General features: G+C 55.1%; 22 protein-coding genes and 2 pseudogenes. All 24 read left to right on the top strand.

Annotated features, from left to right (window positions below; translation table 11 throughout):
- Positions 1–365 precede the first annotated feature (365 nt).
- On the top strand, positions 366–1,649 hold the full coding sequence (aepX, locus tag DAAHT2_RS09440) for a phosphoenolpyruvate mutase (protein ID WP_041719632.1): 1,284 nt from the start codon (positions 366–368) through the stop codon (positions 1,647–1,649).
- Complete coding sequence (aepY, locus tag DAAHT2_RS09435) at positions 1,646–2,815, top strand: phosphonopyruvate decarboxylase (RefSeq protein WP_013164063.1); 1,170 nt, start codon at positions 1,646–1,648, stop codon at positions 2,813–2,815. Before aepX ends, aepY begins: the two co-directional genes overlap by 4 nt.
- Positions 2,816–2,844: 29 nt before the next feature.
- Entirely contained in the window at positions 2,845–3,987 is a 1,143-nt protein-coding gene (locus tag DAAHT2_RS09430) for a phosphonoacetaldehyde reductase (protein ID WP_041719630.1), read from the top strand.
- Positions 3,988–4,449: 462 nt separating this feature from the next.
- Positions 4,450–5,892: an ImmA/IrrE family metallo-endopeptidase gene (locus DAAHT2_RS09425; RefSeq protein ID WP_013164060.1), complete on the top strand. Its 1,443-nt coding sequence runs from the start codon at positions 4,450–4,452 to the stop codon at positions 5,890–5,892.
- Positions 5,893–5,939: 47 nt separating this feature from the next.
- Positions 5,940–6,893, top strand: coding sequence for a hypothetical protein (locus DAAHT2_RS09420; protein ID WP_013164059.1), 954 nt, complete (start codon positions 5,940–5,942; stop codon positions 6,891–6,893).
- On the top strand, positions 6,890–8,881 hold the full coding sequence (locus DAAHT2_RS09415; protein WP_013164058.1) for a hypothetical protein: 1,992 nt from the start codon (positions 6,890–6,892) through the stop codon (positions 8,879–8,881). Before DAAHT2_RS09420 ends, DAAHT2_RS09415 begins: the two co-directional genes overlap by 4 nt.
- A gap of 161 nt (positions 8,882–9,042) precedes the next feature.
- The gene (locus DAAHT2_RS09410; protein ID WP_157861459.1) at positions 9,043–9,306 is read left to right on the top strand and encodes a hypothetical protein; all 264 of its coding nucleotides are present in this window, start codon (positions 9,043–9,045) and stop codon (positions 9,304–9,306) included.
- Positions 9,299–9,562 carry a type II toxin-antitoxin system RelE family toxin gene (locus tag DAAHT2_RS09405; RefSeq protein ID WP_013164056.1) on the top strand — a complete coding sequence of 88 codons (264 nt, stop codon included), beginning with the start codon at positions 9,299–9,301 and terminating at the stop codon, positions 9,560–9,562. The genes DAAHT2_RS09410 and DAAHT2_RS09405 overlap by 8 nt, the downstream gene beginning before the upstream one ends.
- A 193-nt stretch (positions 9,563–9,755) precedes the next feature.
- A complete protein-coding gene (locus DAAHT2_RS09400) occupies positions 9,756–10,856 on the top strand; it encodes a Fic family protein (protein WP_013164055.1) in 1,101 nt (366 codons plus the stop codon).
- Between the two features lie 297 nt (positions 10,857–11,153).
- The gene (locus DAAHT2_RS09395; RefSeq protein WP_013164054.1) at positions 11,154–11,504 is read left to right on the top strand and encodes an HVO_A0114 family putative DNA-binding protein; all 351 of its coding nucleotides are present in this window, start codon (positions 11,154–11,156) and stop codon (positions 11,502–11,504) included.
- Between the two features lie 33 nt (positions 11,505–11,537).
- Positions 11,538–11,780 (top strand): hypothetical protein, encoded by a 243-nt coding sequence (locus tag DAAHT2_RS09390; protein WP_013164053.1) that lies wholly within the window; start codon positions 11,538–11,540, stop codon positions 11,778–11,780.
- Positions 11,770–12,030 carry a BrnT family toxin gene (locus DAAHT2_RS15345; protein WP_013164052.1) on the top strand — a complete coding sequence of 87 codons (261 nt, stop codon included), beginning with the start codon at positions 11,770–11,772 and terminating at the stop codon, positions 12,028–12,030. The genes DAAHT2_RS09390 and DAAHT2_RS15345 overlap by 11 nt, the downstream gene beginning before the upstream one ends.
- Positions 12,020–12,271: a type II toxin-antitoxin system BrnA family antitoxin gene (brnA, locus tag DAAHT2_RS09380; protein ID WP_013164051.1), complete on the top strand. Its 252-nt coding sequence runs from the start codon at positions 12,020–12,022 to the stop codon at positions 12,269–12,271. Before DAAHT2_RS15345 ends, brnA begins: the two co-directional genes overlap by 11 nt.
- Positions 12,272–12,454: 183 nt before the next feature.
- Positions 12,455–12,595: pseudogene (locus DAAHT2_RS15340) on the top strand (ORF6N domain-containing protein); the annotation flags it as partial.
- A gap of 174 nt (positions 12,596–12,769) precedes the next feature.
- Entirely contained in the window at positions 12,770–14,338 is a 1,569-nt protein-coding gene (locus tag DAAHT2_RS09370) for an FkbM family methyltransferase (RefSeq protein WP_013164049.1), read from the top strand.
- A 53-nt stretch (positions 14,339–14,391) separates the two neighbouring features.
- Complete coding sequence (locus DAAHT2_RS09365) at positions 14,392–15,045, top strand: hypothetical protein (protein WP_049824391.1); 654 nt, start codon at positions 14,392–14,394, stop codon at positions 15,043–15,045.
- 71 nt (positions 15,046–15,116) lie between these two features.
- A complete protein-coding gene (locus DAAHT2_RS09360; protein WP_013164047.1) occupies positions 15,117–17,513 on the top strand; it encodes a glycosyltransferase in 2,397 nt (798 codons plus the stop codon).
- Positions 17,510–18,838: a heparinase II/III domain-containing protein gene (locus DAAHT2_RS09355; RefSeq protein ID WP_013164046.1), complete on the top strand. Its 1,329-nt coding sequence runs from the start codon at positions 17,510–17,512 to the stop codon at positions 18,836–18,838. Before DAAHT2_RS09360 ends, DAAHT2_RS09355 begins: the two co-directional genes overlap by 4 nt.
- A gap of 103 nt (positions 18,839–18,941) precedes the next feature.
- Entirely contained in the window at positions 18,942–20,324 is a 1,383-nt protein-coding gene (locus DAAHT2_RS09350; protein WP_013164045.1) for an IS4 family transposase, read from the top strand.
- A 582-nt stretch (positions 20,325–20,906) separates the two neighbouring features.
- Complete coding sequence (locus DAAHT2_RS13950) at positions 20,907–21,656, top strand: class I SAM-dependent methyltransferase (protein WP_013164043.1); 750 nt, start codon at positions 20,907–20,909, stop codon at positions 21,654–21,656.
- 131 nt (positions 21,657–21,787) lie between these two features.
- A pseudogene (locus DAAHT2_RS15405) lies at positions 21,788–21,898 on the top strand (UDP-glucose 4-epimerase GalE); the annotation flags it as partial.
- Between the two features lie 143 nt (positions 21,899–22,041).
- A complete protein-coding gene (locus DAAHT2_RS09335; protein ID WP_013164041.1) occupies positions 22,042–22,401 on the top strand; it encodes an adenylyl-sulfate kinase in 360 nt (119 codons plus the stop codon).
- 65 nt (positions 22,402–22,466) lie between these two features.
- Positions 22,467–23,578, top strand: a protein-coding gene (locus DAAHT2_RS09325; RefSeq protein ID WP_157861458.1) for an IS3 family transposase whose coding sequence is annotated in 2 segments (ribosomal slippage) — positions 22,467–22,728 and positions 22,728–23,578 — 1,113 coding nt in all. Because the reading frame shifts where the segments join, the coding sequence is not laid out codon by codon here.
- Between the two features lie 100 nt (positions 23,579–23,678).
- On the top strand, positions 23,679–25,085 hold the full coding sequence (locus DAAHT2_RS09320) for a mannose-1-phosphate guanylyltransferase/mannose-6-phosphate isomerase (protein ID WP_013164038.1): 1,407 nt from the start codon (positions 23,679–23,681) through the stop codon (positions 25,083–25,085).
- The last annotated feature ends 38 nt before the right edge of the window (positions 25,086–25,123 follow it).

Raw genomic sequence — 25,123 nt, 5'->3', positions numbered from 1 at the left:
TTAAATGCTATCTTTAAAATAAACGGGTGTCAAACGAAAAAGAAAAGGGGGTCAAGTCTTGACATGACAGCACTCTACAGCAAAAACTGTCATGTCAAGACTTGACCCCTAAGCAAGCTGACCCCTAAGCCAGACCCCTAAGCCATGATGCGAAGTTTTAAGCTTTGATCCTTGCAATTAGGAGGGGTCGGGCTTGATCTTTCGTTGATTTTCCATTAATAAGGATAGTTTCCTGTGGGTGGTCGGTAGGCAAAACGTTTGCCCGCGTGGCGGCAACTTCCTTTTTTTTAAGTTTATAATTGATCTGGCGGTATTCTAGGAGAGCTTGAGTGAGCGATAAAAGTAAACCCCTGGTGTATGTCGGGATGAGCGCCGATCTGGTGCATCCCGGGCATTTGAATATTCTGCGTGAGGCCCGCAAGCTGGGCCGGGTGGTGGTGGGGTTGCTTACCGACCAGGCCATTGCCAGTTACAAGCGGCTGCCGCACATGACCTTCGAGCAACGCAAGGAGGTGGTAGAAAACCTTAAAGGCGTCGACGAAGTGGTGGGCCAGGAAACCCTGGATTATGTCCCCAACCTGCGGTTGATCCGCCCCGACTACGTGGTGCATGGTGACGACTGGCGGCAGGGGGTGCAGAAGCAGACCCGCCAGCGGGTCATCGAGGCCCTGGCCGAATGGGGCGGCGAGCTGGTGGAAGTTCCTTATACCCCAGACATTTCCTCGACCCAGCTGAACAAAAGCGTCAAATGCTTCGGCATTACCCCCGGCCAGCGGCTGGGAAGCCTGCGCCGCCTGATCGACGCCAAGCCCATGGTCCGCCTCATGGAAGCCCACAACGGCCTCACCGGCCTGATCGTGGAAAACCTGTTTGAGCAGCAGGAAGGCCGCCGCCTGGAGTTCGACGGCATGTGGCTTTCCAGCCTGACCGACTCCACCGCCAAAGGCAAGCCGGATATCGAAGCGGTGGACGTTACCTCTAGAATGCGCACCTTAAGCGACATCGTGGAGGTCACCACCAAGCCCATCCTGTACGATGCCGACACCGGCGGCCGGCCCGAGCAATTCGCCTTTACAGTCCGTACCCTGGAGCGCTTCGGGGTTTCCGGCGCCGTTATCGAAGACAAGATCGGCGCCAAGCGCAACTCGCTGTTCGGGGCCGGGGTAGGGCAGGTGCAGGCCTCGCTGGAAGAGATGGCAGACAAGATCCAGGTCGGCAACCGGGCCAAGATTACCTCTACTTTCATGATCATCGCCCGCATCGAAAGCCTGATCCTGGAACAGGGCCAGGAAGACGCCCTGCGCCGGGCCCATGCTTATATCGACGCCGGCGCCGACGGCATCATGATCCACAGCCGGCAGAAAACCGTAGACGAAATCGCCGCCTTCTGCGCCGAGTACCGGAAATTTAAAAAACGGGTCCCCCTGGTGGCCGTACCATCGAGCTACAACAGTGTTTACGACCACGAGTTGCAGGAAATGGGGGTGGATGTGGTAATCTACGCCAACCATCTGCTGCGCAGCGCCTACCCGGCCATGCTGGACACCGCCCGCAGCATCCTTTTAAACGGCCGCTCCAAAGAGGCCGACGACAGCCTGTTGTCCATCAAAGATATCCTTACTCTCATTCCGGAGGGCGACTGGTTATGATCTCGCCCCGGGCATTCCACCAGGCCCTGGCCGCCACCGGGGTCAACTTTTTCACCGGTGTGCCGGATTCTCTGCTTAAAGAGTTCTGCGCCTACATCGACGCCGCTTTGCCCCCGGCACAACACCTGCCGGCGGCCAACGAAGGCACTGCCATCGGCATTGCCGCCGGGGTACACCTGGCCACCGGCGAGGTGCCGCTGATCTATATGCAAAACTCCGGCCTGGGCAACGCCGTTAACCCGCTGCTTTCCCTGGCGGACCCGGAAGTGTACGGTATGCCCCTGCTGCTGCTGGTCGGCTGGCGGGGAGAGCCGGGGCTTAAGGATGAACCCCAGCACGTAAAACAGGGCCGGGTCTCGCCGGCCATGCTGGAAGCCATGGAGATTCCTTACCGGGTTCTTGGCCCGGAAGATGCCGCCTCCGCAGCCGACCTGGTAAGCGACCTGGTGGCCCAGGCCAAGGACAGAAGCGGGCCGGTGGCCATATTGGTGCGCAAAAAGACCTTTGCCAAGTCGGAAGCCAAGCGTCCGGCCACTTCCCCCAACGCCGACCTGCTCCGCCGGGAAGAGGCGGTGGAAGCCGTAACCGCAGCGCTGCCGGCCGCCGCCACCGTGGTGGCCACCACCGGCCACATTTCAAGGGAACTGTACGAACAACGCCTGCGCGCCAACCAGGATCGGGCCGGCGATTTTCTTACCGTGGGCTCAATGGGCCACTCTTCCCAGATCGCCTTGGGCCTGGCCCTGGCCGATGGTCGCAACCCGGTGGTCTGCCTGGATGGCGACGGCGCCGCCTTAATGCACCTGGGCGGCCTGGCCACCATTGGCGCCACCGGCAAGGCAAATTCCCCCGAGCACGGCCGGCCTCTGAACTACCTGCATGTGGTATTGAACAACGGTGAACACGGTTCGGTGGGCGGCCAGCCGACGGTGGCCATGGAAATAAGCCTTACCGATATTGCCCGGGGCTGCGGCTACCGCGCTGTACATGGCCCGCTAAGTGGTGAAGCTGAAATTCGCCGGGCGGTGGCCGACCTGCTGGCTCAGCCCGGCCCCCGTTTCCTGGAAATTCGGGTCCGTTCCGCCCCCCGGGCGGACCTGGGCCGGCCCAGGGAAACACCGGCGGAAAACAAGCAAATCTTCATTCAACGCCTGCGCCAATCATGAATTTGTCGGCCGTTAATCAGCCTTATACCTTGGCGACTCCTTGGCGCTTCCACAACCCGGTGCAGGTACACTTCGGCCGGGACTGCCGCCGGCAGGCGGTTGCCGAATTGGCTGCCGCCCGCTGCCTGATCGTGACCAGCCAACGGGGCCGCCGCCAGCTAAGCGACGATCCCTGGCTGAGGCCGCTGGCCGCCAACCCAAACCACCTCTGGGTGGACGGCATTAGCGAAAACCCGGACCTGCTGTACCTGCAAGGTGAAATCGACCGCCTGGCGGGGCAAAGCTTCGAGGCGGTGCTGGCCTTTGGCGGCGGCAGCTCCCTGGATGGCGCCAAGGCATTAGCTCTGGCCCTGGCCGAGCAAGGTTCAAAATACCTGCTGCGAGATCTGCTGGCCAACCAGGAACTGTATCGCCAGGTGCGCCCCAAACCCCTGTACGCCATCCCCACCACCGCCGGCACCGGCAGCGAGGTAACCCCTTATGCCACCATCTGGGATCATGCCGCCAAACAAAAACATTCCCTGGCCGGCCCGGCGATTTTCCCCCACGCGGCTTTTGTCGACCCGGCCCTTACCGACTCCCTGCCCGCCGGCATCACCCTGTCCACCGGTCTGGATGCCATTAACCAGGCCGCCGAGTCCATTTGGAACCGGAACGCCAACCCGGTAAGCCTGGGGTATGCCATTCGGGCGTTGCAGCTGGGCCTGCCGGCCCTGCCCCCCTTGGCCGCAGGCAAGGGCGAGGCAACCCATCGTGACCAACTGGCGGAATGCAGCCTGTTGGCAGGCCTGGCCATAAGCCACACCCGTACCGCCCTGTGCCATTCCATCTCTTACCCGCTTACCGCCCATTTCGGCGTACCCCACGGCCTGGCCTGCGCTTTCACCATGCCGGCGGTGCTCCGTTTCAGCCTGCAGGCCGACGACGGCCGCTTCAGCGAAGCCGCCAAAGCCCTGCTCGGCCCCGCAGCCAAACCGGCGGACCTGGAACAACTACTTGCCGCTCTGCACCGTCAACTGCAGGTGGGCGAAAAAGTTAAGGCCAAAATACCGAACCGCCAAGCCCTGCTGGCCCTGCAAAAGGAAATGATCACCCCGGACCGCGCCGGCAACATTTTAGCCCCTCTTGAGCCAACCACCCTGCAGCGCATTCTGACCGAGTCGTGGGGGTGAAAATACTTTCCGTCTTTACTTGCCTGGGTATATCTGTTACCAAATAGCGTTGTCTAACTGTAATTCTGTAGAAACATAGTGGGGGAGGCAAATATTGGCGTGGGAGTACGAAAGAGGGGGGCACCGGTACAAGCATCGGTGGAGCAAAGATTGTGCAGGGTTTGAACCGGGTCGGAAGGGTGCGGTAGGAAAATGTCCGTGTCATATTGATGACAAACTTGCCAGGCAAATTCTCAACCAAGGCGTTCCCTTTTACGATACCGAAGAAAGCCCATTTCCGGCAGTAATTTATGCTTTTTACGACGGAGTGATTTACGAGGCAGTGCCGACCAATCCTGGCTCGTCATATCATGGGTACCCGTGGCGGGGCGATTTGCCCGGCCGTCTCCGCCCTCCTCGCCGGATTTTTCGTCAGCTTGAGGCTGTGGCCCAAAAGGCCGGACAACTCAGGGAGTACCGAAAATGGATGAAAAAATATGGCGGTTTGGGGTAAGCGAAGGGCTGGAGTTTGAATTTATCCCTGCCCATCCCCGTCATGAAGAGTATGATCCGAGCCTTATTTGGGGAGAGGGAAGGTTATCGTTGCAGGGGCAGGTCATTTGGGGAGTAGATGATGGCCGTGGCGAAGAGATGCCCATGCAGTGGACCTGGGTGGAAATGTTAGCCTTTCTCGGTCGTAGCTGGCCTTGGCTGTTGCAGGAAGAAAGCTACCCCGTGCCGGTAAATCCGCTTTTTCCGTCTTACCTGCCGCGTGAAGCCGAACGCTGGTGGGAAGACATGCCGGAATCGGAAATAGAAAGCAAAGAAGAGGAGGTTTACCGCTTCTTGCGCCGGCATGACCTTGCCACAGCTATGGCTGGTGTTTATGTGCCGTCCTTGTTTTTGTTGCGCCAAGGAACAAGGTGTCTAATTTCGTGCCCGGCCACCGATCAGAACTTGGTTCGCCCACTAACTGAAACTATGCATACCCTAGAGGCCATCGGCAATTGCCTGGCCGGCCTCCTGCCTGAAGCCGCCACTCCAATGGCCAAGGAAGCTTTGGAACTTTGGCAGAATCGTGAGCAGAGGGTGCGTGAAACGGCTATCGTCCTGCGAAGCGGAATGGAGCCCGAGACATTGGCCGCTTTGTTGGGTGATGCCCCGGGCGAGGAGTTTTTTGAATTTGATTTAGCCGATCCGTTGCAGGATACGGAACTGTTTGCCGCTGCCCGCATGAGCCGTGGTGTGCTGACCACCACAGGTCAGAAAGAATTGTTGTCGCGCCTGCGTGAAATTCCCAAACAGCCCACCCCCGAGCTTGATGCACTGTCCGTACGGGCCGAATCCGAATTGAAAGAAGAGGGAAAGGCTTATGAGCAGGGTTATCAAGCGGCCCGCTGGTTGCGCCGGGCGATGGCAATGCCCCCCGAAGCTTTAATGAACCCGGAAGAGTGTCTCAAAGATTGGGGGGTTATGGTTGTCGGTGTGGCGTTGCCGGAATTTGGCCTGGATGCCGTGGCAGCTTGGGGTCCTCGCCATGGCCCGGCGATATTGGTAAATAATGCCGAAGGCAGTATGGCGGCGCACCCTTTCAGGCGTCGCTCCACTTTGGCGCATGAGATTTGCCATTTGTTACTTGATCGACAAGGCGCATTACCCGCCGCCGAGGTGCTTGGCGGCATGACCCCCGAATATCCGGAAAAACGGGCCAGGGCCTTTGCCGCCGAACTGCTGTTGCCGCGCCAGGTAGTTGAGCAAGCCGTGCAACATGGTGAAGACCTGGAAACAGTGGTTAACGAATTGAGGGAAAAATACCAGGTTGGCTGGGAACTGATAGCCCGCCAAATTCAAAACTCGCCGATTGAAGCCATGCTGAATAACGATGAGCGAACATTGTTGAACCAGTTGGCCGGTCAGATGGTTTAGTATTTTAAGCATTACGTGTAGTGTTCAGTCACGGAGGAGAGTAATAAATGTATTTGATTATAGGTTCAACCCCGGCCGGCAACTGGGAACGAGTATTGCCGCTGCTGACCGAGGCCGGCTGTGTTGTTCCGGCTGCCATCGGCCCCTCTTTGGAGCAAGCCTGTGCCGATCTGCTGGGCACGGCCGCAGCCTCTCCGGCCGTGCTGGCAACAAATAACGACACCGCCTCCAAACAGCTTGACTTTGCTGCAAATGACTTTGCCCAGGCCCACCTGCTGCTTTTCCATTCCCGGCCGGAAACCGCCTTGGCGCAAGCAATGGCCGAACAGGGTAACCCGGACCAAACCCTGGAAAAATGGCAACAAGCAGCACAACAGTTGCTGCAGGTTTACCGGCACAACCGCCAACGAGCTTCCTTGGTGAACATCGACTGTGCCCTGGCTGCTCCCGCGCTTTTTATGAAGGCCTGCCACAAGCGTTTCGGCTTGAAAAAGGCAAAACCTCCGCACAGCAATGAAGCCGGCAGCAAAAACACCGAATCTTCCGATATGCACCTGTTGCTTGCGGCCCAAATGGTGGCCCAATCTGCGCCAACAAGCGAGTTGATTGCCGAGTTAGAGGCCGGCTCGCTGCCCCTGGCCGAGCAACCAGAGCCCAACATAAACTGCCAACAAATCCATCAGGACTATCAAGCCGTAACCCGGCAGGCCAACGAGTTGAAAGAGGTTAAAGAGGAAAACGAGCTTCTTTTGCTGCAGTTGCACCAGGTCCAGGAAGAGCTGGAAAGTTACTACCTGCAATTGCAGTCTGAGCAGGAAAAACACCGGCAGGCTAAAAGCGAACTTGCCGAGCTGAAAAAAGAGCAGAAGCGCCACAAGGCAAAGGTTAACCAACTAAACGGCCGCATAGACAGGTTGCAAAAATCCACCTCCTGGAAAATCACAGCCCCCATGCGTGGCCTGGTTAAGCTTGTAAAGCCGGCTAGGAAAGCAACATCATGAAGGGGATAAAACGGGCAGCCAACGAAAACAGTCCCGCGGCCATTGTCCATTTTGGCGCCGGCCGGGGGGATGATCTGGATCAATACCTGGCGGCAAACCCCGCAAAAATCCTGCTGGTAGAGGCCGAGCCGGTGGCGGCGGCGCGGCTGGCGGCGCGCACGGCCGGAATGCCGGAGGTGAAGGTGGTAGCCGGGGCGGTGGCGGCGGTATCTGGAAAGGTGTCTTTGAAGCGATTCAACCTGCCGGCCTTCAATAGTCTGCGGGAACCCACCGGTTTGCGCACCCTCTTTCCCGGCTTGCGCCTTAAGCGGGAAGAGGAGGTCGAGGCGCTGGCCCCGTCCGAACTGCTGGCCGGCCTGAACCTGGCTACCGATGGCGGCAACTGGCTGATCGTGGATACGCCCGGCCAGGAGGCCGCCATTATCGAGGCGATGCGCGATTCCGGCGATCTGGCCAGTTTCGAGCGGATCGATCTGGTTTGCGGCCAGGAGGCGCTGTATGGCGGCGGCGTGCCGGCCGATGAGCTGCTGCAACTGTTGCGGGAAGAGGGCTACGAAGTGGTGGCCTGCGACGAAGAAAGCGACCCCGACCTGCCGCGCTGGACGTTGCGCCGCGATCCGGTAAAGTTGGAGAATCGGGAATTGCGCCAGCGGCTGGCCGCCCGGCAGGCGGAGTTGGTGGCCCTGAAGAAAAAATACGATGATCTGGCGAAAAAATGCGACGAGCTGACTAAAGCCCGCGACGAACAGGCCAAGCTGGCCAGCGAGCGCCAGGCCCGGATTGAAGAACTGACCAAGGCGCGGGATGATCTGGCGAAAAAACGCGACGAGCTGACCAAAGCCCGCGACGAACAGGCCAAACTGGCCAGCGAGCGCCAGACCCGGATCGAGGAACTGACCAAGGCACGGGATGATCTGGCGAAAAACCGCGACGAGTTGACCAAAGCCCGGGACGATCAGGCCAAGCTGGCGGAGTCGCTGACCAAGGCCCGCGACGAACAGACCAAGCTGGCCGGCGAGCGCCAGGCCCGGATCGAGGAACTGACCAAGGAACGGGACGGACTGGCGAAAAGCCGTGACGAGCTGACTAAAGCCCGCGACGAGCTGACCAAGGCCCGCGACGATCAGGCCAAACTGGCCGGCGAGCGCCAGGCCCGAATCGAGGAACTGACCAAGGCGCGGGATGGACTGGCGAAAAGCCGTGACGAGCTGACCAAGGCCCGCGACGATCAGGCCAAACTGGCCGGCGAGCGCCAGGCCCGGATTGAAGAACTGACCAAGGCGCGGGATGATCTGGCGAAAAAACGCGACGAGCTGACCAAAGCCCGCGACGAACAGGCCAAACTGGCCAGCGAGCGCCAGACCCGGATCGAGGAACTGACCAAGGCACGGGATGATCTGGCGAAAAACCGCGACGAGTTGACCAAAGCCCGGGACGATCAGGCCAAGCTGGCGGAGTCGCTGACCAAGGCCCGCGACGAACAGACCAAGCTGGCCGGCGAGCGCCAGGCCCGGATCGAGGAACTGACCAAGGAACGGGACGGACTGGCGAAAAGCCGTGACGAGCTGACTAAAGCCCGCGACGAGCTGACCAAGGCCCGCGACGATCAGGCCAAACTGGCCGGCGAGCGCCAGGCCCGAATCGAGGAACTGACCAAGGCGCGGGATGGACTGGCGAAAAGCCGTGACGAGCTGACCAAGGCCCGCGACGATCAGGCCAAACTGGCCGGCGAGCGCCAGGCCCGGATTGAAGAACTGACCAAGGCGCGGGATGATCTGGCGAAAAAACGCGACGAGCTGACCAAAGCCAGGGACGAACAGGCCAAACTGGCGGAGTCCCGCCAGAAACAGATCAAGGAACTGGAGGCCAGGCTGGCCAGCCTGGCGGAACTGGAAGAACGCCAGGCCCTGCTGGTCGAGGAGATGACCCGCGCCGAAGGCCAGATCGATCTGATCAAGGATATTCTGCTGCGCGAACCCGGCTTGTAAGAGAGGCGGCTCCGGAGAATCAAGTAAACTGTCCCCGTAATTCTAATTGTCCCGTAATTGTCCGTAATTGGCATGTCAAGACTTGACTATCTTGACAGAAACAAACACCTCGCATAATGTTTGTGATGTCAGCAAAATGGTGTGCGTCGACTTGCGTATGCTTGGAAAAGAATGAAAATAATGCAATGGGGGCCATTATGGGAACCGTGGAAACAAGGAATAAAATTCACAATGCCATCAACGGGATGCCACCGGAAAAACTTTCCGCCGTCCTTTCTTTTCTCGAAGATCTGGAGTGGAGTAGCGAGGACGAGACCGCCATGCTGATGAGCGACCCTGGTTTTATGAAAGACTACAAAAAAGCCAAGGAGGACATCCGCACCGGCAAGACCGCCAAGCTCAAGGCGATCCGCCGCGATGTATGAGATAGAGCTTTCAAGGAAGGCGACCAAGTTCTATCAGAAAACAGACACCACAACAGCCCGCCGCCTCAACATCGCCTTTGACCAACTGGCGGCAGACCCCTTTCACCACTATAATATCAAGCCGCTCAGCGGCGAACTGCAAGGCAGCTACCGGCTGCGGATCGGCGGCATCCGGATCATCTATTCCGTCGACGACACCATCAAGGTTGTTTACATCGAGGTGGTCGGTTTCCGGGGCGACGTTTACAAAAAATAGGTTCTTCCGGTAAGCCTGTGGCTATCTCATACCCTTGGCGACAGAGGCACCCCCGGCAGCCGCGCCAAGCCGGCCCTGCCGGCCGCCGCCGGCTACCTGCAATGCGGCACCACCGCCGAAGCCCACCGTTTCGTCCGCTTTGAAGTCGAAATTTTCGACTTCTACCTAAACCTTCTTACGCAGGGTATCATCGGTGTCCGATTCAATAACTTCCACAACTTCCACGCTCCGTTTGTTTGCCACCGGCCGTTTCGCCATTGAGGCCGGTACTGCCTGGTACCTGGGCGATCTCGGCGAGTTTCGGGGGAAGCAGGAGCTTTACACCAGGCAATCTCCTCAACGCCTGAAGGCTTTGCGTGAACACGCGATCATCGAAAGTGCCGTGTCGTCCAGCCGGATCGAGGGGGTCAGTATTGATCCGGCTCGGGTCAGGGCCGTTCTGGCTTCGCCACGCCCTTTGTTCCGCGACCGGGATGAGGAAGAGGTTCGGGGATATCGTGACGCCTTGAAACTGATTCACCGCCAGGCCGCAGCGTTGCCGATATCGGAAGAAACCATTCGGCGCTTCCATGCATCGATTCGTGGCCGGATCTGGGATGCAGGTCAATACAAGAACAAAGACAGTGATATAATCGAACGCTATCCGGACGGCCGGGAACGCGTACGGTTTCGCACTGTGACCGCCGCTCAAACCGCCGGCGCGATGGCCGCTTTGGTTGCAGACTGGGAACGATGCCTGGAGGAGCGATGGGTGCCCCCGGTTATTGCCCTGGCGGCATTCAACCTGGACTTTCTTTGTATTCACCCCTTCCGTGACGGCAACGGCCGGGTTTCCCGCCTGCTGTGGGCGCTTCAGAGTTACCATTTGGGTTATGAGGTGGGGCGGTATATCAGCCTGGAGCGCCTGGTGGAGCAGCGCAAAGACCGCTACTACGAAACGCTGGAACAAAGTTCGCAGGGTTGGCACCAGGGCGAGCATGACCCCTGGTCATACATCAACTTTGTGCTTTCGGTTATGAAAGCCGCCTACCAGGATCTGGTGGATAGGGTAGGGGAGATCAGGGCGCCACGCGGGGAAAAGCGTTCCCTGGTAATAAGCGGTATCGAGCAATTGACGGCCGGACCCCCAGGATCATTTGCCATCAGCGAACTGGAGCGGGCTTGCCCGGGAGTAAGCCGCGATATGATCCGCCATGTTCTGCGCGAACAGCAGGAGAAAGGGAAGATTGCATGTAAAGGACGCGGGCCGGGAGCTGTTTGGATGAAACCGGAAGCAGCCAATAAGGGTAATTAATTATCACCAGTAAGGGTAAAAATAAGGGTAACAATAAGAGGCGCCCCGGCAGCCCCGGCCGCCGCGCCAAGCCGCAGGCTGAATTCCGTGGTTGCAAATGCCGCCGTTTTTGCTAGACTGCCCGTTGCTGTTGAGTATGTGCCGATAATTACCCTTATGTTACCCTATTGCGAGAGCGGAAAACTTGGCCAAGGCGAGCAGGAAAATAGGCGTACCGTATGAATTTGAAGATCCCTATCAGTTGTTGTCGGATTTTTTTGCTGATGTGGATCGAGTGTTGGCAGAGGAGTTGAAGCGATGAAAAGGCTGGTGATTGGCATAATGCCTCAGGAGAAGATTCGCGCCAGGATGCTGGCCATCGCCCGCGGCGAATATAAGCCGGGACTCGGCGAGCCCAAGGTATGGTTTACTTCGATGAAGTCGCTGGCGGAAGTCTTGAGCGATGACAATCGAGCACTGCTGAAAGTGATTTCCGAGCTGCACCCGGACTCCATTTCCGCGCTGGCGGCCGCGACCGGCCGCAAGACCGGCAACCTGTCTCGCACTCTCAAAACCATGTCCCGCTATGGCCTTGTTGAAATGCGGCGAGAAAAGCGGCGTGTGCGTCCGATTGCCAGGGCGACAGAGTTTCGCATTCTTGCTGCATAGGTTCTTAATTTGGCCAAGGCGAGCAGGAAAAAAATGGTGCCCTACGACGAAACCCTGCTGGAACGCTCCCGCACCCAGTGGCAGTTCGGCGACTGGCAAAGCCTGGCCCAAATCAACCGCGACCGCCTGCAACACCATCCCGACCGCGCCAAGCCGGCCCTGCCGGCCGCCCCCGGCCACCTGCAATGCGGCACCACCGCCGAAGCTCACCGCGCCCCTGCGAATTCCTGTTTGAAAATCTGGTCAAAATATATACACTATAGTTATGAAATTTGAGTGGGATGCTGGCAAGAGCGTGTCGAACCAAGAGAAGCATGGGATCGATTTTGAGACAGCCCAAAGGCTATGGCGGGATGAGTCTCGTATAGAGATACAGGCACCGTACCCAGTGGAAGATCGGTGGATATTGCTCGGGCGGCTTCACGGAAAGATCTGGGCAATGGTTTATACCATGCGCGGCGATTCGGTGCGGATTATTTCCGTTCGCCGAGCGAGAAAGAGAGAGGTCGAGTTGTATGAAGGCTAAGAAAATTGTCCAAAGCAGCGAGGAATTGGATCGGCGTTTCGATGAGGGTGAGGATATCCATGAACTCATCGACATGCCTCGCGCCAAGATCATCCGTCACGGGAAAAAAGTGCGTATCACGCTGGATGTGGCCGAGTCCCTGGTAAACGACATAGATGTCATACGGGAAGAGATGGGAGTGGATCGTGGAGCGCTGATCAAAGTTTGGTTATATGAGAGAGTGCAACAGGAAAAACAGTGATCCCACCCGCACCCAGTGGCAGTTCCAGTGGCAGTTCGGCGCCCGGCAAAGCCTGGCCCAAATCAATCGCGACCACCTGCAACACCATCCCGACCGCGCCAAGCCGGCCCTGCCGGCCGCCGCCGGCCACCTGCAATACGGCACCACCGCCGAAGCCCACCGTTTCGTCCGCCTGGCCCGGGACTGGGGCTGCGGCGAGGAACTGATCAGCCGCAAGAGCTGGAAATTTTGCGGTGGAAATTTTCCACCGCAAAATTAGTCAAAACCAGGGTGTTGCCCAAAGCCTTCACCGAAAAAGGCCTTTACATGCTGGCCACCATCCTCCTCGAAAATTCGCGAGCTTTCTCGCAACATCAAGACACCCCCGGCAGCCGCGCCAGGCCGGTGGCTGAATTTCGTGGTTGCAAATGCCGCCGTTTTTGCTAGAGTGCGCTTTTGCTGTTGAGTATGCGCCGATAATTACCCTCTTTTACACCCTATAGCGAGAGCTTCAGAAACTTGGCCAAGGCGAGCAGGAAAAGGAAGGATAAACCCGGCAAGAAGCGGGGCCGGAAGAAGGACCCGGGCAAGAAGACCGCCAAAGCCGCCAAGGCCGGTATGCAAGCCAGGCCGGCCGGACAATCCGCCGTTGTTTCCACCACCCACCACTCCCCCGCCGAAATGGTGCCCTACGACGAAACCCTGCTGGAACGCTCCCGCACCCAGTGGCAGTTCGGCGACTGGCAAAGCCTGGCCCAAATCAACCGCGACCGCCTGCAACACCATCCCGACCGGGCCAAGCTGGCCCTGCTGGCCGCCGCCGGCCACCTGCAATGCGGCACCACCGCCGAAGCCCACCGTTTCGTCCGCCTGGCCCGGGACTGGGGCTGCGGCAAGGAACTGATCAGCCGCATCCTGATCGCCGGGGTCCACAACAGCCTGGGCCGGGCCGCCGCCGTGGCCGGCCGCCGCGACCAGTCCCTGCGCCATTTCGAACAATCACTCACCACCGGCACCCCCGGCGCCGAAGCCCGGTTGCTGACCCAGGCGCGGATCATGCAGCAGGTGGAACAACTGCAACTGCCGGAACTGGTCTTCCACCACCCGCTGCTGCCGAAAAACGCCACCGGCCGCCATTCCGTCAGCACCCGCACCGACCAACCGCATTCCACCACAACCACCCCCGTCGGCCAGGGCCAAGCTGGGCAATCGGCTATCAACCCCACCACCGGTGAGCCAAGCAAAACAAAAGACCACAAGGCCGAAAATGCTGTTGCCTGCTCCGCCCGCCCGCAACCGGCTATAACCACACCTGATAAAGAAAAATCTACGAATGGTGGGCATAAATTCAGTAGTGACGCGAACATCGATGATTTTATTGAAGACATCACGCCGTTTTTCTACGACAGGCATATCACCTATTTGGATATCGGGGCATATATCGGAGAGGTCTTTCGAAAAATTCTATCTACAAAAAAAGTGCGTATACGCGAGGCTCATCTTATAGAACCTAACCCTGAGAGTTATAAACAGTTGGTAGAAGTAGCGAAAAAATCAGGGGTTTCATCTTGCCATACATACCAGGTGGGCATTAGCAATGTTCTGAGTACGGCAAGATTTTTGGCAGCAAAGTCCATGACGAAAAGGTTGGGTGTTGATCTTGAGGCTAAGGAGGGTAGCGGCATTTTTGAGGCAGAATGCAAGCGATTGGATGACCTTTCCAGCGTATTCACCGATGGCCGGGTTAACCTCATGAAGCTTGATGTGGAAGGTGAAGAATTGGATGTACTCAGTAGCGCAGATTCGCTGCTAGCTAAACAGCTAGTTGATGTCATTTATGTTGAAATTGGTTTGAATAAAGATGGCAAGCAACAAACCTATTTTGGCGACATAGATGCATTTTTGCAAGAACGAGGGTATAGAATCTTCAAAATTTATGAGCAGAAAAACGAGTGGATTGAAGATTCCCCGCTGTTACGTCGGTTTAATGCTGCCTATATGAGCAGCAAATTTGCGGCAGCCAACCCTTATAAGCTGACGCTTGAGAATTACAGAATGAGGATTAAGCTGAAGAATTGGGAGCAGTGATCAACCGGTGGCAGTTGCGATTATCGTGGTTCAGGACCAAATTTCGCAAAAGTATGCCAGATGACAAAGTATGGCGTAGCTACTTTTTTTGCAACCTGCGTTTCAGTGCCCAATTACTGAACTTGTTTGAAGATGTTGTGTATTTTTACGGCCCGGCAAAAGCCAGGTCGGGCCAACGGACTGGGTTTGCCTATTCGGAAGACGGTATTCATTTCAGAGCCATGCCTGACCTGCTCGGCAAGTTCTACTTCCGTGTCTGGCAGTGGCAAGACCATTGGTACGCATTAGCCAAGAACAACAACGAAGGCTGGGGCGAGCTGTACCGGGGGCCGCACCCCGATGGACCCTTTGAGCTGCGAGGTAACTTCCTGAAAAATATGCGGCATGCCGCCGTGTTGGTGGAGGGCCATTGGCTGCGGATCTTTTATTCGAGGGTGGGCGATGCGCCAGAGCGCATTCTGATGGCCAGTGTCGATATGCGCGAGGATTGGCTGCATTGGCGACCGACAGAGCCGGTGGAGGTGATCAGGCCAAGTGAGGGCTATGAGGGAATCGCTTATCCGGTTGCACCTTCGGAGCATGGGGCGGCTGTAGGAGTGCATCAATTGCGCGATCCGTTTGTGATGGCGAAAAAATATGGGGAGTGGTGGTGTTTTTATTCGGTGTGTGGTGAACACGGTATTTGTGGCGCAGCTGTAGTTATCTGAATAAACAAAAAATTGTAGTCTGGCTATCAATGGCCTGACGTCTTGGCATTATTGATATGATCGAGGTTGGTATGAGTCTGAAAGAGGGGAATAACTTTTTTAAAGCCACAGACTTCCCTGTGGTTAGGAAACCAAGAACCTGTTTCTCCTTGGCAAATAGTCATTTTTCGAACAAGGAATATTGGAAAGCGATCAACATGTATAGAAAGGCGGTCCAAGAAGGAGGGGCCTCTGATCTGTACTGGCAAAATCTGGTACTTGCGCTTAACAAAGCTGGCAACCATAGCGAGGCGCATCGGGAGCTATACAAAGCGCTTTCTCATAGACCAGAGAGCAAAATTCTAAACAGCCTTTTGTTGTATTATAATAAGAATCACATTGAAAATTGGGTTGGTCCCAAGTTGAGTATCATCGTTCCCGTCTACAACTCAGGACAATACCTTGAGCAGTGCTTATCAAGCATACTTAATCAAACCTTTGGTGATTTCGAATTGATCGTTGTTAACGATGGCTCAACCGACAACTCTGGCGCAATCATCCAATGTCTTTATGAGCAGGATCCCCGCATAAAAGTTATTGTCAACCATAAGCCAAGCGGCAATCCTGGTACACCGAGGAATCAGGCAATTGAAGAGGCAAAAGGAGCATATATAGGCTTCGTTGACAGTGATGACTGGGTTGATTCCGGCTTCTTCGGAGCTTTGATGAAAAAAGCACTAAGCAACTACTCAGACATAGTCTTCTCAGGAGGCTTCAAAAATCATTTGCCAACTGGGATCGTTGAAGAACGCAAGTATACCAATAACGGCTTTAATGACCCGAAATCGGAAAGGTACAAGTATCATGATAGCTTCATGATTTGGGACAAGGTTTATAGCAGTAAGCTTTTGAAAGCTGCTTTGATTCAGCTAGGGGAAACAAAAGCGGCTGTTGATGTACCTTTTATATTCAAGGCTTACTATTATGCGCAAAGAATCGATTTTGACAATGATCTCATCGCATACCATTACAGAAGAGAGAGCGAGTCATCCGTAACCAACTTGCATCGCAAAAACTCAAACTGTGATTTTGAGTTTAGCGCCTACGCTGCCGTTCAAGAATGGATTCTGGAAAACGCTGTTCCCACAAGCTATAAAAGGCTGGTGGATATCAAGATGGTTAGTTCTTTCTTATATACACTGAAAATAATTTCAAAAGAGCATTTCTCTGGGTTATTTGCCCGCGTCAAAGAACAACTGAGGTTGGTTGACGAAGAACTTGTAAAAGAATTCTGTGTTCGCCAAAATAAATGGTGGCTTTACAAAGAGTTTCTAGAGGTCAGATCCAAGGAAGAAGAGGAGGTTCTTCGATTTTTTGAAGCCAAAAAAGACTTAGAGAGAAAAAAGCAACTGGACAGACGGTTAGAGCGTAAATTTTATATACCAGGTAAAAAAAACGGGATAATGTTCTTTCCGGCATGGATTTCGAATAATCCATACCAAAAACTGTTTTATGGAGCGGTCGCAGAGAGGTTTGGCGTGCGCGTGGCCGGGTTCGCGAGAGAGGCGTTGTGCAAAGAACTACTTGAAAGAGAGCGAGAAAAATTCGAATATATTCATCTGCATTGGCTGCATGCGTTCATTGATGCCGAGCGAGCGGATGGTGCTGATCAGCTCCTTGAGCACCTATCATACGCGAAATCACTCGGATATGGTATTATCTATACCGCCCACAACATCATTTCGCACGACACTAAGTTCTACAAAACCGAGCTCATGCTTCGCAAAAAGATCATGGAGCACGTTGATATCGCACTTGCGCACGGGGTAATGGCGAAGGAAAAGCTTATAACTGAGCTAGGAATTCCGCCCCAAATGATCGTGATAGTGCCACATGGGACCTATGAAGGCTATTATGCCAATACAGTAAGTAGGGCAGATGCCCGGGAGGCGCTGGGAATAAATTCCGATTCATTTGTCTTTTTGTTTTTTGGAAACATCAGAGGTTATAAAGGCGTGGAGCCTCTGCTTAAGGAATACAAAAAGGTTGCGAAGGGCCACCTAAACACGACTTTACTTATCGCGGGCCGAGTTATGGACTCAAACGCTGCCGACGCTCTCGAAAGGGAGGCGCAATCTGCCAATATAATTTTTAAGCCAGGCTTTATTGAAGAAGATGACGTTCAGTACTATTTCAATGCTGCTGACGTCTGCGTCTTACCATATAGACGGATTGTAACGTCAGGAGCGGCAATGCTTAGCATCACGTTCTCATGCCCAGTTATTGCACCCAAAGATGGGATACTACCCGAGATTATTGGCGATGATGTTGGGATGTTGTTCGATGATTATGGGCACATGGGGGAGTGCATGAGCAAGATGGTGGAGTCAATGACTGCTTTTCTTTACCCTGGTTCATCTAAGGAAGTGTATGGCCCCTACAAGGATAGGTTTTCGTGGTACAACGTGGTTGCAGGATTGCCACTGTGAATACTCCTTTTTTTGTCCAGAGTGCCAGTAATGCCAATGTCTACCTGCGGGCCCCTGAACTGGAAGTTGTGGCAAAGCCTGCCCTTTGGCAGGAATACCGTGTCCACAGTAAGGTCTTCGTGCGTGGCAACTTTCCCTTGACTCTTCTACAGGTGCCTTTTCAATGGGATATGGATCCCGCCAGTGATCCTACCTGGAAGCTGTATTTCCACAGTTTGTATTTTCTGGGTACTGTCTATCATGGCCTGACGACCGAGGATCATGCACCTGAGTTTTTCCAGGCTCAGGTGGATAGGCTCAGGGAAATGGTACTCAGTTATTTCGATTTTCTGGAACAGCCACAAACCGCCGATTCACCCGATGTCTGGGATGACCATGCTGCGTCCTACCGTTCGTCCTATCTCAGCCTTGTATATGCAAGTTTTCTGGAACCTTTGCTGGACGCTGTAGAGCGTGACCGTTACTTGCGCGTGATGCAGATGCACGCAGAAAAAATTATTGCCTTTATGGATTCAGGTAAATGGTTGCTCAGCAATCATACCATCTTCCAGATTGAGGGTTTGCTTGATATTGCGCTTAATTTTTTCAGGGAAACTCTAATAGGGGAAAGTTACATCAACAAGGCCCGCCGGACTTTTCTGGAGCACGTTGATGCATCTGTTACGCTTAAGGATGGCACCAGCAAGGAACACGCTTGCTTTTACCATGTATTCTGGATGGAACGTGTGAGAAACCATTACGACTTTCTCAATGCCAACGGTATAGAGATCGATATGGACATGGTGGGCCTGCTGAAGAAGATGAATCGTTTTCTTTGGCTGGTCATGCCCCGAAAGGGGCTCGTGCCTCCGATTGGCGACACGAAATACAACATGTTTGTCAATGAAAAATATTACCGTGCCTTCATGGAGGATCCTTATCTGGATGATGAAACCGCATTCCTGATCGGACAGAGCCAGGAAAGGGGAAATCTGCAGTACCTTACTGACTTCAGGAGGGATGGCTACTTTGTATTCCGGGACCTAGATGAGAACGACACTGGGTTGCTTTCCATATTCCTAGCCAAAGACAAGGTTGGGCCACATGGTCATATTGATGGCGGGTCATTCGTGACCTTTCTGGGCGGCACTCCCTTTTTTACCGACAGCGGTGGCCCGTTCAAATACCGCAATCCTCTCAGGTATCATTACTTCCAGACCCAGTTGGCCCACAATACTCTGATCTTTTCGCATCCGTGTAAATACCAGAATACGGTGGGTCAAATACTTCAGGGCCCTGGGTTCGGTATTGTAGTAACTGAACTTTCGGACTTGAGAAAAAAATAAACTCAAAGCCCTGATTTAACTAAATAAAACGTGAAACGCCCCTTGCTTTTTGATATATTGGGAATTGCCAAAAACTCAATAAAATCAAAAAGAAGAGGCGTGAATGCAAAATATCACGGGCAGCCAAGAACAGCAAGCAGTAAGGCAACTGAACAGCAAAGTCGATCAGTTCTTTGACAACTTCTCCCTCGGCACCCTGCTCAACCGGGCGGGTATCCGTAAGCTGCGGGGCGCTTCGCCGGTTCGGCTGCTGAAGTCCATCTTCATGCTGGCCTTCAACCAGGAGAACTTCTTTCGCGGAATCGTGGAACGGGAGCAGGGCTTTGGCAAGGACGCCGCCTATGACCTCCTGCAGGGGGCCAACTACAACTGGCGCCGGCTGCTGCTGCAACTGGCGGCCAAAATCGCCACCGTTTTCTCCCTGCTGACCGAGGAGCCAAAACGGAAGGTGCTGATCATCGACGACAGCACCTACGAACGGCCCCATGCCCGCAAGGTGGAGTTGCTGGCCAGGGTGCGTGACAACTGCCGTAAACGGTTTACCAGGGGCTTCAAGCTGCTGACCATGGCCTGGTCGGATGGTTACAACACCTTGCCGGTGGACTTTGCCTTGCTTTCTTCGCGTGAACCGGAGAAACGTTTGTGGGGTGAGAAAAGACGACTTGACCGGCGTTGTTGCGCTGCCCGGCGCCGGCAAGAGGCGGTGACCAAGTCCACCGATCTGCTGGATGGTATGATCAAGCGGATCATGGCAAGCGGCATCGACTTCGGTTACATCCTGATGGACAGTTGGTTCGCCTTTCCCTCGATCATCAGGAAACTGCACCGGCATAGGCCAGTGATCTGCATGCTGAAGGACATGCCCAATATCCGTTTCCGGCATCAGGGTGTTTCCCGGCGAGTGGGGGAAATCTACCGGAACCTGCACAAACGACCGGGGCGGGCCAAAATCCTGGCCAGCACCACGGTGGAGCTGACATGTGGCTTGCCGGCCAAAATTGTCTTCGTCCGGCATCGCAGCACCAAAAACTGGCTGGCCCTGTTGTCCACCGATCTGGAACTCGGCGAGGAGGAGATCGTTCAGACCTACGGTAAACGGTGGGATATCGAGGTGATGTTCAAAGTGGTCAAGCACTACCTCAACCTGGAAAAGGAGGTGCAGATGCGGAATTTCGACGGACTGATCGCCCATGCCACCATAGTCATGATCCGTTACTGCTTCCTCTCCTTCCAGCAGCGGATGGACAACGATGAGCGGGCTTTGGGCTCCCTCTTCTACGCCTGTGCCGAGGAGATGCAGGACATCACCCTGCTCGAAGCGCTCCAGCGCATCATGACCCTGGCCCTGGACAAAATACGGCAACTCGGTGAGCTCACCGAAGATGCCGTGCGAAGAATCATCAATGTATTGATGGATACAGCTTGTCATATGTTGTTATCCCCAGCGGGAAATGGCAGAAATAAAAACATTTTAACGGCCAGTTAGGTCAAGTCCGAAAGTTCAGGTAGTAAGTATAGCTTTCATGGAAGCGCAATGCTGGTGGCTGCGGGTGTTCGGCCAATTAGGTTCAGCCATAGTATTCTGCGCAGATATACCATTGGGCAACGAGGCAGCTGTACCGATACAGAGCAGGTACCATTTGCCGCCGGAAGCTGCTCTTGTGTCATTATCGCCTGACAGGCTGATTGTCAGGAATGCAGGGAAGTCCATGACCATGACTTTCCATGGATCAGCAGAGCAGGAACGGCAAACTGCGAGCCCACCATTTGATCCGGTAAAATTTGCCCTAGAGGATCAAAGTAGGGCGCTGGTAACCAGTCTGGACGGCAAGTGTGAAGAAAGCAATATGTTGTGCAGAAACCTTGTTATAAACTGTCCGCAAGTCATGGTGGCTAGGTTCGGAGATTCCGCAGATGTGGCGGTCGATATTGGGGTTGGTAGCATCACTATCGAGGCACCAGTGTGTGGACGCAGCTTTCCAGGAGGGCAGTTTTCCATAAACTGGAGTCATGACCGTCATGTGCCTGGCTGTAATGTAGAATTTGAAAGTACTTCAGGGAGTTGATTATGGATCAAACTGCAGAATCCAAAGAAGCAAGAATTTATCTGGAAAACGGTTACAAGGAGGTGAACGGCTGGCTTGGTGCCAACATCCCGAAAGCGTTGGACTGTTGCGTCACTATCATGAAACAGCATGATCACAAGTGGGAGCATTCTCTGGAAATCGGTGTGCATGAAGGCAAATTCTTCATCCCCATTGAAAGAGTAACACCCGATGACAAGGAAGCCGTAGCAATAGATGTGTTCGATATACAAATGTTCAATATCGACAAGTCGGGCCTTGGGAACCTGCAGCGCTTCATGGCCAACATTTCTAAATACTGCCGCCTGCCGGGCAGAGTGGTCGTAGAGAAGGAAGACTCCTTCAACATGCGAATGACGCATCTCAATGACCGCAACTACTCGCTTATTTCTGTGGATGGCGGTCATACCGTTCAGCATGTGATGTTCGATATGGAATTTGCTGCAGAACGTCTGCAGCCGGGTGGCATCATTATCCTGGACGATTTCCCTAATAACTCATGGCTGGGAGTCCTTGAGGGTATCACCCTGTATTTCCATCGCCAGAGTGCCAGAGTTGCCCCGTTTGCTGTTGGCTACAACAAGCTATTTATCACTACGGTGAGTTACCAGAAAATCTATTTCGAGGAAATTCGCAAAAACATTCAGAATTTCGGACTAGATGAAGGCAGAATCACGCAATTCTGCGGCTGGCCGATTCAGGCGCTTGCCCAAAGGCATTTCAGGCCCATTTAGTAACACTGATAACCTAGCGGAGGGACAGGCGAATAGTGCGGCCGTGTCCCTTTGGGAAGCCCTTTATTTTTAAAGTTTCTAATTTTTCCACCGGCTTTCGTGATTCGGTGGTGTCTGGTTCTCTTGCGGTTGCCGAACTGGATGTGGCCGATGCAAATGTTTTGTCGGCCCTGTTTTCTAGACACCGTTTCGATGCTGTGCTGCATTTCGCCTCGTTTATCCAGGTGGACGAATCGGTCACTGATCTGCAAGTGCTAGGCTGGCAACCTTGTTACGCCGAACTGGAAACCATCGTGGAGCATGCCTGGGCATGGGCGCAAAAGTGGCCGTGGTCAACCGGCGGCACCGTCGTTCCGCTTATCCATGGTAAGAAGTCTTAGTGATAATGGATAATACCAACACCATTGCCTTTCGCGGGGCGGTTAATCGCGCCAAAAGGGAACTTTTGCTGGGGCAGAAAAGTGTTGTGTTGTGGTTTACCGGGCTTTCCTGTTCCGGCAAATCCACCATTGCCCACTTGGTGGAAGAGAAGCTGCATGAAAGCGGCAGGCTTACCTATGTTTTTGATGGCGACAACGTGCGCCAGGGGCTTTGTCGCGATCTGAGCGTTTCCCCCGAGGGTCGGGCGGAGAACCTTAGGCGCATTTCCGAGATGGTACGCCTGTTTCTCGACGCCGGTGAGGTGCCGCAAAACCCGGACCTGCTTTTACGGACGGACCAGGAGACTATCGAGACCTGTGCGTAAGCTTCCCCAAAATGTAGACATGCCAAAAATAGAGTTTTCTGGCAAAATACTGTCAGGAGGCTCTTATGAAAAAATCACGTTTCAGCGAAACCCAAATCATCGGGATTCTCAAGGAGGCCGATGCCGGCATCCCGGTTAAAGAGATTTGCCGCAAGCACGGCATCTCCGACGCCACCTACTACAACTGGAAATCCAAGTACGGCGGTATGAATGCCTCCGACTTGAAGCGCTTGAAAGAAACGGAGCGAGAGCTCTCGCAGCTCAAGCGCATGTATGCCGATATGGCCTTGGAAAACCAGGCCCTGCGTGATCTGATTGAAAAAAAGCTTTAGGGCCGCCAGAGAAACGCGAAGCAGTAACCTATCTGGTGGCCGAGCACCGGCTTTCCGTGCAACAAAGTTGCCGCTGTATCGGTTTATCCCGGGCGGCCTATTACCGAGCCTCGCAAGGCCGGGACCGAGATGCCAAGGTTATTGACGCCATTAATACAATGATCGACCGCCATCCACGCTGGGGATTTTGGAAAACCTACAAGGCCCTGCGGCGCAATGGTCATGGCTGGAATCACAAACGGGTTTACCGCGTTTACTGCGAGCTTAAACTGAACCAGCAGCGCCGGGCCAAGAAGCGGCTGCCACAAAGAATCAAACGGCCTCTGCTGGTGCCGCCGCGCCCCGACCAGGTTTGGTCGGCTGACTTTATGAGCGATATGCTTCACGCCGGCAAACGGTTTCGCACCTTTAACGTGATTGACGATTTCAACCGTGAGGCAGTCCATATCGAAATTGACACTTCAATTACCGGCAAGCGTTTGATCAGGGTTTTTGAACGCCTTCGCCTGGAACGGGGCTTGCCGGATATTTTGCGGGTCGATAACGGTCCAGAGTTTTTAAGCGGCGAATTCGTCGCCTGGGCAGAAGCTACCGGGATGATAATTCAGTATATTCAACCCGGAGAACCCAACCAGAACGCCTATATTGAACGCTTTAACCGGACCTTCCGGAATGAACTGCTAGATCTTTATCTGTTCCGTAACCTCGGCGAGGTCAGGGAGGCCACCTACTGGTGGATGATCGAGTACAACGAACAACGGCCACATGATTCCCTGGCTGATTTGACGCCAGCGGAGTATTTGTCAAAGAACGCTGGGAACTCTATTTTTCAACTGTCTACTTGACGGGGAAGCTTACGTGTGCGGAAAAGTGATACAGCTGCTTACCGATAAAACGTAGGTTTACCGTGGTCCGGGTTAGCGTTGACAATCGTGAGGTGTAATAATGCTGATTCCCGTGATTATGGCCGGAGGCTCCGGTACCCGTTTATGGCCGCTTTCGCGCAAGCTTTATCCCAAACAGTTTCACAACTTCGGTGATGAACTGACCATGTTGCAGGCCACGGTTCGGCGACTGGCAGGGCTGCCGGTGGACAAGCCCTTGTTGCTGTGCAACGAGGAGCACCGCTTTTTGGCTGCCGAACAGTTGCGCCAACTGGGGTTGGAGGAGGTGCCCATTCTGCTGGAGCCGGAGGGGCGCAATACCGCCCCGGCCATTGCCCTGGCGGCCCTGCATTTGCTGGAAGAGGGCGACGACCCGGTGTTGCTGGTGCTGGCGGCTGATCACCGGATCGGCGATGTGGCCGCCTTTCAGGCCGGGGTGCGACAGGGGCTGGCCTTGGCCGAGGCGGGCAAGCTGGTTACCTTCGGCATTGTGCCCCAGTCGCCGGAAACCGGTTACGGTTATATTCAGCGGGGTGAGGAGTTGACCGGCGCCGGTTTTGCCGTGCGCCGTTTCGTGGAAAAACCCGATGCCGCCACCGCCGAGGATTACCTGGCTGCCGGCGATTATTACTGGAACAGCGGCATGTTCATGTTCCGGGCCGGTCGTTACCTGGCCGAGTTGGAACTGTTTCAGCCGGCAATGGTGGCGGCCTGCCGGGCGGCACTGGCCGGCAAAATGCACGATCTGCATTTCATCCGGGTAAGCAGGGAGGATTTTTTGGCTTGCCCCGCCGATTCCATCGATTACGCGGTGATGGAAAAGACCGAGGAGGCGGCCCTGGTGCCGTTGGACGCGGGCTGGTGCGATCTTGGTTCCTGGTCCGCTCTGTGGGAGACGGCGCCCCGCGACGGGCAGGGCAATGTCTGCGACGGCGATGTGCTTGCCCGCGACACCCGCGATTGCCTGCTGATGGCCCAAAGCCGCCTGCTGGCCACCTTCGGGGTGCGTGATCTGGTGGTGGTGGAAACCAAGGACGCGGTAATGGTGGCCGACCGCCGGCGGGCTCAGGAGGTGAAGGCTCTGGTGGAGGCCCTGGCCACCGCCGAGCGTGGCGAGCACATCACCCACCGCGAGGTGTTCCGCCCCTGGGGTTCGTACGACAGCATCGATATCGGCGGCCGTTACCAGGTGAAAAGGATTAAAGTGAAACCCGGTGCCCGGCTGTCGCTGCAAATGCACCACCACCGGGCCGAACACTGGATCGTAGTTTCAGGTACGGCCAAGGTGACCAAAGGTGACGAGAGCTATCTGGTCAGCGAGAACGAATCCACCTTCATCCCCCTGGGCCAGGTCCACAGCCTGGAAAACCCCGGCGCCATCCCCCTGGAGCTGATCGAGGTGCAATCCGGCTCCTACCTGGGCGAAGATGATATTGTCCGCATTGAAGACCGGTACGGGCGGGCCTGAAGCAGCCGTTTGCTTGAGGCACTAACTTGTTGATTTAA

The sequence above is a fragment of the Desulfurivibrio alkaliphilus AHT 2 genome (genome assembly GCF_000092205.1).
GTDB classification, from domain to species: Bacteria; Desulfobacterota; Desulfobulbia; order Desulfobulbales; family Desulfurivibrionaceae; genus Desulfurivibrio; species Desulfurivibrio alkaliphilus.
The sequence above is the reverse complement of the archived record's forward strand: the minus strand, read 5'-3'. Positions and strand labels throughout refer to the sequence as shown.